13 protein-coding genes are annotated in these 10,121 nt (G+C 64.9%); 10 read left to right on the top strand and 3 right to left on the bottom strand.

Annotation, left to right across the window (positions count from 1 at the left end; genetic code table 11):
- The 10 genes from ACF8O7_RS07155 to ACF8O7_RS07110 form a co-directional block, all read left to right on the top strand.
- On the top strand, window positions 1-1,089 hold a 1,089-nt coding region (locus ACF8O7_RS07155; protein WP_392442897.1), incomplete at its 5' end, for a type VI secretion system Vgr family protein.
- A gap of 15 nt (window positions 1,090-1,104) precedes the next feature.
- The gene (locus ACF8O7_RS07150; protein WP_128422780.1) at window positions 1,105-1,446 is read left to right on the top strand and encodes a PAAR domain-containing protein; all 342 of its coding nucleotides are present in this window, start codon (window positions 1,105-1,107) and stop codon (window positions 1,444-1,446) included.
- Window positions 1,447-1,452: 6 nt separating this feature from the next.
- A complete protein-coding gene (locus ACF8O7_RS07145; protein WP_392442894.1) occupies window positions 1,453-2,061 on the top strand; it encodes a DUF4123 domain-containing protein in 609 nt (202 codons plus the stop codon).
- 20 nt (window positions 2,062-2,081) lie between these two features.
- Window positions 2,082-2,462 (top strand): hypothetical protein, encoded by a 381-nt coding sequence (locus tag ACF8O7_RS07140; protein ID WP_313284420.1) that lies wholly within the window; start codon window positions 2,082-2,084, stop codon window positions 2,460-2,462.
- On the top strand, window positions 2,459-3,214 hold the full coding sequence (locus tag ACF8O7_RS07135; protein ID WP_034367907.1) for a hypothetical protein: 756 nt from the start codon (window positions 2,459-2,461) through the stop codon (window positions 3,212-3,214). The genes ACF8O7_RS07140 and ACF8O7_RS07135 overlap by 4 nt, the downstream gene beginning before the upstream one ends.
- Window positions 3,215-3,251: 37 nt before the next feature.
- A complete protein-coding gene (locus ACF8O7_RS07130) occupies window positions 3,252-4,340 on the top strand; it encodes a type VI immunity family protein (protein ID WP_227469547.1) in 1,089 nt (362 codons plus the stop codon).
- A gap of 34 nt (window positions 4,341-4,374) precedes the next feature.
- Window positions 4,375-5,469, top strand: coding sequence for a type VI immunity family protein (locus ACF8O7_RS07125; RefSeq protein WP_392442890.1), 1,095 nt, complete (start codon window positions 4,375-4,377; stop codon window positions 5,467-5,469).
- Window positions 5,470-5,481: 12 nt separating this feature from the next.
- Window positions 5,482-6,003 (top strand): hypothetical protein, encoded by a 522-nt coding sequence (locus ACF8O7_RS07120; protein ID WP_392442888.1) that lies wholly within the window; start codon window positions 5,482-5,484, stop codon window positions 6,001-6,003.
- A gap of 149 nt (window positions 6,004-6,152) precedes the next feature.
- Window positions 6,153-6,977, top strand: a complete 825-nt coding sequence (locus ACF8O7_RS07115; protein WP_016450524.1) for a UPF0149 family protein — start codon at window positions 6,153-6,155, stop codon at window positions 6,975-6,977.
- A gap of 33 nt (window positions 6,978-7,010) precedes the next feature.
- Window positions 7,011-7,325, top strand: a complete 315-nt coding sequence (locus ACF8O7_RS07110; protein ID WP_012202639.1) for a helix-turn-helix domain-containing protein — start codon at window positions 7,011-7,013, stop codon at window positions 7,323-7,325.
- Here ACF8O7_RS07110 and ACF8O7_RS07105 read toward each other — a convergent pair.
- The 3 genes from ACF8O7_RS07105 to ACF8O7_RS07095 all read right to left on the bottom strand — a co-directional run bounded on the left by ACF8O7_RS07105 (window position 7,306) and on the right by ACF8O7_RS07095 (window position 10,091).
- Window positions 7,306-7,797, bottom strand: a complete 492-nt coding sequence (locus ACF8O7_RS07105; RefSeq protein ID WP_047219825.1) for a CinA family protein — start codon at window positions 7,795-7,797, stop codon at window positions 7,306-7,308. The two genes, ACF8O7_RS07110 and ACF8O7_RS07105, sit on opposite strands and share 20 nt — an antisense overlap.
- Window positions 7,798-7,807: 10 nt before the next feature.
- A complete protein-coding gene (locus ACF8O7_RS07100) occupies window positions 7,808-8,308 on the bottom strand; it encodes a phosphatidylglycerophosphatase A (RefSeq protein ID WP_026062211.1) in 501 nt (166 codons plus the stop codon).
- A 130-nt stretch (window positions 8,309-8,438) separates the two neighbouring features.
- On the bottom strand, window positions 8,439-10,091 hold the full coding sequence (locus tag ACF8O7_RS07095; RefSeq protein ID WP_244387666.1) for a DUF4139 domain-containing protein: 1,653 nt from the start codon (window positions 10,089-10,091) through the stop codon (window positions 8,439-8,441).
- Between the last annotated feature and the right edge of the window lie 30 nt (window positions 10,092-10,121).

Genomic DNA, 10,121 nt, shown 5'->3' with positions numbered 1-10,121 from the left:
CCGGGCTTTGGCGCCATCTCGATCCCCCGCATAGGGCACGAGGTGGTGGTGGACTTCCTCAATGGCGACCCCGACTATCCGCTGGTCACGGGCTGCGTCTACAACGCGGCCAACATGCCGCCCTGGGCGCTGCCGGCCAATGCCACGCAATCGGGCATCAAGACCCGATCGAGCAAGGATGGCAACCCGGGGTCAGGCATGAAGAACGGCCAGGGCGACGCCAACGCCATCCGCTTCGAGGACAAGGCGGGCGCCGAACAGCTGTGGCTGCATGCGCAAAAGGACCAGCTCACCGAGGTCGAGAACGACGAGGACAAATGGGTGGGCAACGACCGGCGCAAGACCATCGACCGGGACGAGACCAGCGTCATCCACCGCGACCGCACCGAGACCGTGGACCGCAATGAGAAGATCGATGTCCACGGCTGGCGCACGGAGGTGGTGGACCTGGACGAGACCCTCACCGTCCACCAGAACCGCACGCGCACGGTGGACCTGGATGAAAGCATCCGCATCTGCAAGAACCGCACGAAAACCGTGGATGCCAATGGACGCGACAGCATCGGCCGCAACTGGACCCTGGCCACGGGGCGCATGAAATCCGAAACCGTGGGCATCGGCTACACCCAGGGCACGGGCCTGTTCAAGATGGTCACCGTGGGGTGTGCCTACAACCTCAACGTAGGCGCGGTGCTGATGAGCAACGTGGGTGTCCTGCGAAGCGACAGCGTGGGGATGGACTGGAGCCGGACCGTGGGGCGCAACCGCAGCGCGCAGGTTGGAAGCGATGAAGGCCTCATCGTGGGCAACAACCGCAGCAGCACCATCCAGAACAACGACAGCACCGAGGTAGGGCAGGACCAGGCGGTCAACGTCGGCAACGACCACGCGCTGCGGGTGGGCGCCAACAGCCTGGTCGATGCGGGCGGACAGCTGGCCCTGGCGGCGGGCACCACGCTGACGGTCGATGGGCAACAGGTCATCGTCACCGGCACCCGAAGCATCCGGCTGCAATCGGGGGCGAGCTCCATCGAGATCTCTCCGGCCATGGTCGAGATCAAGTCGCCGCTGGTGAAGATCAACTGCTGAACCCGGGACACTCGCATGGGACAACCTGCAGCAAGAGTGGGCGACGTGCATGCCTGTCCCGCCCACGGGGGCGGGGCCATTCTCTCCGGCCAGGCCGATGTGCTCATAGGCGGCATGCCGGCGGCCAGGGTCACGGACCAGGCGCTGTGCCCCCGTTCGCCGCCCGACGCCATTGCCGAAGGCGAAGCCACGGTACTGATCGGCGGCAGGCCCGCAGCCCGCATGGGGGACAGGACCGTGCACGGCGGCGTGGTCGTCTCGGGCTGCACCACCGTCTGGATCGGTGCGAATGCGGGCCGGTGCCTGGCCGAAGCCGCGCAATCGGGGGCCGCCTTCGTGTCGGCCATGGAGGACTGAATCGCCATGTCCACCTTGATCCCCCCAGGCCCCGGCACGCCGGACGACCTCCAGATGGCACGCCAGGCAGTGCTCGAAAAGGTGGCGGCGACCTATGACGGCCTGCTCTACGCCATCGTGGACGCGGCGGCGGATGAGCACCTGCATGACGCCATCCTGGCCGAGCCGCCGCAGTCCGGCATCACCTGCCTGTATGACGGCATGCCTGCCGCCCGCTATGCGCGCTACGCGCCCTATCTCATGCGGGTGCATGCAGGCAGCCCCCTGTTCCAGCGCTGGCCGCTGGAGGGCTGGCAGGCGCACTGGGGCATTTTCCTGATCAGCCGGCTGCCGGCCCCTGCGCTCAAGCGCCATCTCAAGCGGTTTCTGCAGGCCAGGGGAGACGGCGGCCAGCGGCTGTGGCTGCGCTTTTACGACCCGCGCGTGCTGCCTCGCCTGCTGGCGCAGTTCGACCCGGCGCATCTGGGGGACTGGTTCCGCGGCCACAGCATCCTCGCCTGCCTGGCACCGCATCCCGAGGGGATCTGGGTCGGCATGGCGCAACGCAAGTTTCTGGACCACGTCACAGGCCTGGCGCGCCTGGACAACAGGCAATGGGAGGTGTCTTCGCCATGATGGAAATTTCAACCCTGGAAATGCAGCGCACGCTGCGCCGCAACCTTGTGCCCAGCGAAGAAGGGATTGCCGCCATCGTGCGGCAGACCTGCCATCTCAGCGAGCAGGATTGGCCGCATGACAGGCTGCTGGCCCACACCCGGCGAGGCCTTGACCGCGCGGTGGGCTGGGGCCTGTCGACGCCGGACGATGTCATCGGCTTCCTGGCCTTGCGCCACCAGTTTGGCGAGCGCTTCGACGAATTTCCCGCCGTGCGCAAGTTTCTCTCGCGCACCGACCTGCCGCCTGAGGGACGCATCCAGTTGATGATGCTTGAACTGCCGATGGGCATCTGGGCCGTGGTGCGGCGGCGCACGCCTGTGGGCGAATCCTCCTCGCCCCTCGGCGGGCCTGGCGCATGAGCTGCGAACAACTGGTCCCGGCCTTCATTGCCCTCAATCGCCTGAAGCGGTCCAGGGACCTGTGCAAGGCCGTCGTGCTTGTGGGCTTCAACAAGGTATGCGGCACCCGGGACTTCGACAACGAACTGGACCGCAGGGCGCTGTGCGAGCTGTTTTGCTGCTGCATGACCGGCGGCCTGGGCCAGCGCTGCGTGGCCGGCGTGGTCATGCAGGCCGACGGGTTTGAAGGCTACCGGGGCTACTACAAGCAGGAAGTGCCGTACCGGGACGGTGCGCCAGTCATGTCCCGCAACGAGCCCGTACGACCCACGCGCAGCCGGCCTGCCGGCTCGCGCATTCCGGATGTGGTCGTGGTGAAGAACCCGCGCCTGCCGCCTGTGCTGGACAACGTGCAGCGGGTGTATGAGATGAAATTCCCGGGGGATAAATTTTCTTCAGAATTTGGGCCAGACGGCAAGATACAGTTTCAGGCATATAGCGACATTTTTAAAGAAAAGTTTTTCAAGGATGCCTTAGACGCAGGAAGTTGTGCTTGCGAAGGCGATGGAGAAACGACGAACGAAGGCGTATTGAACCAAGCAATGCGATGGCAGGCCAACAGAGAAAAGGAAATTTATTTGGCAGAACGGGTAAATGCGGATACGGCAGCAGCAATTGGGGCTGCGGCCGGTGCGTCCGCATTGGGGCGTGTACTCCGAGGTGTAGGTGCGGTGGGAACCGCACTGGCAAGAGTCCTCGGCGTGACATTTTGAAGCAATGGCTTCGGTACGGTCAGATATGGAGATGGATATGGCTAAAGACTTTAATAAACCTTTAAGCACCAAAGAACTGCAAAAAGCTACCGTGGCGACTATGGATATTCTGAAAGCGATGGTATTACAGAATAGATTTGGACGTATTTGCGCAAGAGCTGGGTGGACCATCGAAATGGTGTTCCATGAAGGGGATTCACTGGCCGTACGTGAGCGTGCATGGAAAGTGATTGATCTGTTTTGTGAGGTTGTTGGCGCAGACAAGCTTGCAATATGGTGGGGTCTGGCGCCTATGTCACTGACCAGCAAGCAAGCACAAGCGAGAATTGCCAAACACAAGCCGAGTACGCTTAACAATCCCGAAGGGTTTGCGATGATTTTTGATCTAGCTTCGGGAAATCCAAAGCCACCAGATGACTGGGTTGAAAATGCTCAAGACTTTCGACTTCACTGCCGTATAAATAACGATGAAGGTATTTGGCTACATGACCGCCATATCTCGCCTGGCATAGGTCCTGCCATGTCTTTCATTCGCATGGCGTTTCCCGCATGGTGGATTCTGGGTCAGCCGCCCGAGCGCAATGTGGGCCGGATCACCTCCCAGGTGGTGGAATTAATGCAACCCTTCTGGGCTATTGCCGGGTGGGGTGTCATTCCTGCAGTGGAAGAACGCAATATTGGACCCGATGGCAAGGGCCAGCAGGTGCTTTATCCCTATCTGAAGCGGTTCCCAGGATTGAATGCCATAGGAAGTCTTGCATTGTTTGATCATGACTTCAACAAAGCCATGTACAGCATCAACTGGCTGAGTTTTGTCAGCGATGCCTTGCTGGAAAAACTGGGCGGGCGAGAGGCCGTGCGAAAGCAGGTGGAGGCCAGTCAGTATCTTTCGGCCGGGGATGTGGGCAACTGCCTGGGAATCCGTGCGGGAGACTTTCCTGGTCTGGGGGATATGGATCAAGGACTGACGCTGCCCGCCTTTGGCGAGGCGGCGCGCCTGCTCAAGCCTGTTCGCGCCAGATCCCGGCTCAACAACTTCATCGGCCCACCGCCTTCGGGCTCCAATGATGAACATGCGTGGCTGCTGGCATGCGATGCCTATATGAGTCGGTTTGATTTGTTCTGATTTCTGATGTTTCGAAGGAATGGGGAAGATCACAATGGCTGCGGAACATGATTTCGATTGGCCTTGGGGCAATGAGAAGGCGGATGCTTCAACCGTGGCGACGATGGATATTCTCAAGGCGCTGGTACTGTGCAATCAGTTCGGTGATGTCTGTGCAAGAGCCGGCTGGACCATTGAAATGGTGTTTCATGAGGGGGATTCCTTGGCTGTGCGTGAACGTGCATGGAAAGTGGTTGATCTTTTTTGTGAGGCCGTAGGGAGGGAGAAATTGGTTTATTGGTATGACGGAATGCCTGCCATGCTGACCAGCGCAGTGGCACAAAAGAAGTTGACCGCGAAGAAGCAGAAGAGCTTGGATAACCCTAAAGGTTACGCATTGATTTTCCATATGGCATCGGGTAAGCCAAACCCTCCTGAAGCGTGGGAGAACAACGCTCAAGATTTTCGTCTTTATTGCTGTATTGAGAACGATGAGGGTATTTGGCTGCATGATCGCCATATATCACCTGGCATAGGTCCTGCCATGTCATTTATTCGCATGGCATTTCCTGCGTGGTGGATTCTAGACCAGCCACCTGAGCACAATGTGGGCCGGCTTACCACCCAGATGGTGGAGTTGATGCAGCCCTTCTGGGCTATTGCAGGCTGGGGCGTCCTGCCCGCAGTAGAAGAACGCAATATTGGACCCGATGGCAAGGGTCAGCAGGTGCTGTATCCCTATCTGCAGCGGTTCCCCGGATTGAATGCCCTGGGCAGTCTTGCATTGTTCGATCATGACTTCAACAACGCCATGTACAGCATCAACTGGCTCAGTTTTGTCAGCGATGCCTTGCTGGAGAAGCTGGGCGGGCGGGAAGCGGTGCGCAAGCAGGTGCAGGCCAGCCAATACCTTTCCGCCGGGGATGTGGGCAACTGCCTGGGGATTCGGGCAGGAGATTTTCCGGGGTTGGGGGACATGGATAAGGGACTGACACTGCCATCCTTTGGCGAGGCAGCGCGCCTGCTCAAGCCGATTCGTGCCAAATCCCGGCTCAACAACTTCATCGGACCGCCGCCTTCCGGATCCAACGACGAAGACGCGTGGCAATTGGCATGCGACGCCTATATGCGTCGCTTTGATGAATTCTGAATGGAAAGCACCATGAAGCCACAGCCCATCGCCCCGTTGATGGATGCCGTGTTGCGCACGCTGGGACGGCATAGCCGGCAGGATTACCTGCGCCTGGCCCTGCACCAGGCGGGATTGAGCGATGCGCAGCTGCTGAAGATCGATCACGCCCCGCCTTACCCGGTGACATGGGCGGAGACGGGGCTGGGCCTGGTCCTTCAACGCCTGGCCTGGGGCGACATGCCAGGCGCTCCGACATGGGGCGTGCACAGCGTGACCCTGGATGCGCAGCGCTGGAAGGGGTCCTGGCCCATGGGCCTGGATCCGGAGACCGTGACCGCGCAGGAATTCGTCAGCCTGCTGGCCCAGGACCCGGCCGAGGCGCTGTGCCTGCCCCAGATGGCCTGCTGCACGACCTGCGGTTTCGACGAGCAGACATGGGCACTGGTGGCAGTCTTTGGCGGCGCCAGCGGCGCTTTGCAGAATTTGACGATGAGCCGGGTCGGGGAATGGGTGGGGCTTTCCATGCTCCCGGCCTGGCAGGGAGCCGGGTAGCGGGTGGGCCATGTGGGAGATATGGCCCCGTGGGCGCCAGTTCCGACCGGGCGCCACGGACATGGCGGCGCGGCTACACTGCGGGCCATTCATTCGAGGGGCTGGCCGTGGCCGGTTCCTTCTCCCTGTTTTCCCTAGAGATTTCCGCCATGTCCAACGACGCCCACGAAGCCACCGCCCTGCCCGACGAGCCTGCCCTGACGCCCGAGGCGCTGGAGGAGCTTGACGATCTGCTCGACGAGCTGCGCACGCGCGGCGAGGAGATTCCGCAGTGGGAGTTCTGCGACGGTTTCCTGACGGCGCTGATCTGCACGCGCCGCGAGGTGCCGGCCGCCGAGTGGCTGCCCATGCTGCTGGGCGACGGCGGCACGCTGGAGGCGGCCGAGGGCCAGCCGCTGCCGCTGATGGAAGTGTTCAAGGACGCGGCGCAGCAGGCGCGCTTTCTGGAGCTGGTGGGCCTGCGCATGGACGAGATCCGCACCCAGCTGGACGCCGACGTGAAGACGCTGGAAGACGACCGCACCTTCCAGCCCGAGGCCATGGACATGCGCGGCGCCATCCTGTCGCTGCCCGAGGAAGAGCGTCCCGATGACGGCGAGATTCCCTCGTTCGGCCAGATCTGGGCGCTGGGCTTCATGTTCGTGGTCGAGAACTGGGCCGAGGAATGGGCCGCGCCGCGCGACAAGGAAGCCGCCGGCTGGCTCAACGAGGCGCTCAACGCCGTCGTGGCCCTGACCGAGGATGACACCGGCAAGCCCGAAGTCTGCATGTACGACGAGGACGGCCCCGCCAGCACCAGCCAGGAGCGCGTGGAGCAGTTCGGCGAGGCCATCTGGGCGCTGTACGACCTGCGCCAGATCTGGAAGAGCATGGGCCCGCGCCAGGAAACCATCGTCAAGGGCGAGCAGCCGGGCCGCAACGACCCCTGCCCCTGCGGCAGCGGCAAGAAGTTCAAGAAGTGCCACGGCGCCTGAGCGCCCGCGCCACAGGCTTTGGATGCACGGGCCATGAGACATATCGGTGAACGCATACGCGCCCGCCGCGCCGAACTGGGCATGACCCAGGGCCGGCTGGCCGAGGCCGCAGGCATCACGGCCTCGGCCGTGTCGCAGATCGAATCGGGGGCCATCCGCACCCTCAAGAACGACACCCTGGCCCGCGTGGCCCTGGCGTTGCAGACCACGGCGCTGGAGCTGACGGCTGGCCTGGAAGACGACAACGCGCCGCTGCCCGTGGACGAGCAGCGCCTGCTGGAAAGCTACCGCGCCCTGCCTGCACCGCTGCAGGAGATCGCGCACCGGCTCATAAAAGCCTTGCGCTGATCAGCGCATTGAGGCGCTGCAAGGCATGGACCACGGTGGCCTGGCGCACGGCGGCGCGGTCGCCGTCAAAGCGCAGGCATTCGCTGTGCGTGGTGCCGTACACGTTCCAGCCGAACCAGACCGTGCCCACGGGCTTGGCGGCGCTGCCGCCGCCCGGCCCGGCCACGCCTGTCACGGCCACGCTGCACTGCGCGCGTGAGTGGGCGATGGCGCCTTCGGCCATGGCGCGCGCCACGGGCTCGCTCACGGCGCCGTGTTCGGCGATCAGCGGCTCGGGCACGCCCAGCAGGTCGTGCTTGGCCGCGTTGGAGTAGCTGACAAGGCCGCGCTCGAACCATTCGCTGGAGCCGGCGCGGTCCGTGCAGGCCGCAGCGATCATGCCGCCCGTGCAGCTCTCGGCCGTGGCCAGCATCCAGCCGCGCTGCAGCAGCAGGCCTGCCAGGGTTTCGACGAGTTCGTTGGATGCGTTCATGCCAGCTCCTTCAGCCGATGAAATGGCGCCACAGGGCGATGACCAGCAGCGTGCAGAAGGCGGCCACCAGGTCATCGAACATGATCCCCCAGCCGCCGCGCCAGCCGAAGCCCTTGAAGCACCGGTCCGCCCATTTGACGGGCTGGGGCTTGGCGGCGTCGAAGAAGCGAAACAGCCCAAAGGCGATGAGCTGGCCCCAGAAGCCCGTGGGCATGACCAGCCACAGCACCAGCCAGAAGGCCACGATCTCGTCCCAGACCAGGTTGCCCGGGTCGGCCACGCGCATGTGGCGCGCCGTGACCGTGCAGGCCCACCAGCCCAGGGGAATGCTGCCCGCGATCAGCAGGCCGATCTGCTGGGGCGTGAACCAGTGCTGCAGCAGCAGGAAGGACAGCCAGGCCCACAGCGTGCCCACGGTGCCGGGCGCGATGCGCCCCAGCCCCGAGCCCAGCCCCATGGCGATGAAGTGGGCCGGGTGGGACATCATGAATTCCAGCGTGGGGCGTGCCATGCCGCCCTGCGGCGGGCCTTCCGGTGGGCGCGCCGCAGAGGCAAAGGTGGGGGTAGCAGGATCGCCGGAAACCTCCGGCCGCAGCGGCGCGTCACTCATGGGGCCAGATCATAAGCGCGGCCCTGGTGCTTCACTGACGCTCTTCGACCGCCAGATCCTGCGGATGGCGGATCTGGTGGCGGGCCTCGAAGCTGGCGCTGGCGCCAGCGGCCAGCGGCTGCTGCCAGGCGATCATGCCGTTGCGGTCGTTCCAGCGCGTGGTGGACGGCTGCGGGTTGTATTGGGACTGCACGCGGATCTGCTCGTTGCGCGAGACGGGTGCGGCGTCCACCACCTGCAGCTCGATGGCGCGGTCATGGCGGTTGTCCACCTGGAAGCGCCGCGTGACCTGGCGTTCGGTGCTGCTGCTGAGCAGGCCGCCGCTGCCCGTGGCCGAGTCCACGGGCAGGTTGCGCACCACCACCTTGTCATCGCGGCCGAAGGACAGGCCCTGGGCCAGCGCGGCGGCGTTGCCGAAGTCCAGCCGGCCCTGGCCGGCGAAGGCGCCGTCGCGGAACAGGGCCACGGGGCCTGCGGGCCAGACGCCGGCCGGCACGGCCAGCTGGGCCACGAGGTAGGCGGCCTCTTCCACGGCGGGCGCCGTGCGCGTGAGCAGGGTGGCCGGCAGGTTCTGCGAGCCCAGGGCCAGGGTCACGCGCTCGCTGCTGGAGGGCACGCTGATGCGGTAGGGCACGGAGAACTGCGTGGCGTAGGCGGTGTTGAGGCTGGCGACATCGAGCACCGGCAGTTCGGCGGCCTCGCCGGCCGCCCCGGGCTTGCGGGCGCGCTCCAGCATCATCGCAGGGGCCGCCGGGGCCGGCGCTGGCGCAGGGGCCATGGCGGCCACGGGGCGGGGCCGTTCCACATCCAGCGTCCAGGGATTGGGCAGGCGCGCCTGCGTGCTGCGCGAAGGCTGGCCGGTGGACAGCAGCAGCTGCACCTGGCTCCAGTCCTCGCCGCTGTTCTGGGCCACCAGGGCCAGGCGTTCGATGGCCACCGTGCCCTTGGCCGGGTCCAGCTGGGCGCGGTAGGTGGGCTGCCAGCTCGGGCCGCGCACCTGGTAGGTCAGCTGCACATTGGCATCGGCCGGGCTGGCCAGTTGCACGGTGACCTTCATCACCTGGGCGTTGCCTGCGCCCGTGCGGTCGCGTTCGAGCTGCAGCGGCCTGAGCTGCTCCTGCAGCGCCTGCTTTTGCCGCAGGATCTGGTGGGCGCGCAGCGTGTTGCCGCGGCTGGTGCTGCGCAGCGCCTCGGTGGCGGCGCCCAGCTGGCTGGCGGCGGGCAGGGCGGGGGCTTTGGCGTCATCGCCGGGCTTGGCCAGGCCCTGCAGGTAGTCGCCCACGAGCTTGGCGGCGGACTCGTCGGCCTCCAGCGCGGCCAGCTGGTCTTCCAACGTGCGGATCTGCTGCTCCAGCGGGCTGGCGCAGGCCTTGGAGGCCAGTTCGCGCGGCTGCGACTGCAGCTTGTAGTCGCCCAGGCGCACGCCGGCATCGGCGCTGACCTGCAGGCTCTGCGGGTCGATGGAGCCCGGCAGGCACTCGAACACCAGCTGGCGCGTGGCGGCCGTGATGCGCGCCGTGCGCTCCACCGAGGCCACGCCCGCATACAGGGTGACGCGCGCGATGGGGGCGCGGGCGATGGTGGCTTCCTGGGCTTGTGCCTGGGCCTGGACCGGGGTGCCTGCCAGCAGGAAGCAGGCGGCTGCCAGGGCAGAGAGGGCGGGCAGGGCGGAGCGTTGAACCATGGGCAGTCCTTCTCGGATGAAAGTGGTTTG

This window comes from Delftia sp. WSY_16, assembly GCF_043104415.1.
In the GTDB taxonomy this organism is placed as follows: Bacteria; Pseudomonadota; Gammaproteobacteria; order Burkholderiales; family Burkholderiaceae_C; genus Comamonas; species Comamonas tsuruhatensis.
This window is presented reverse-complemented; position numbering and strand designations above follow the sequence as displayed.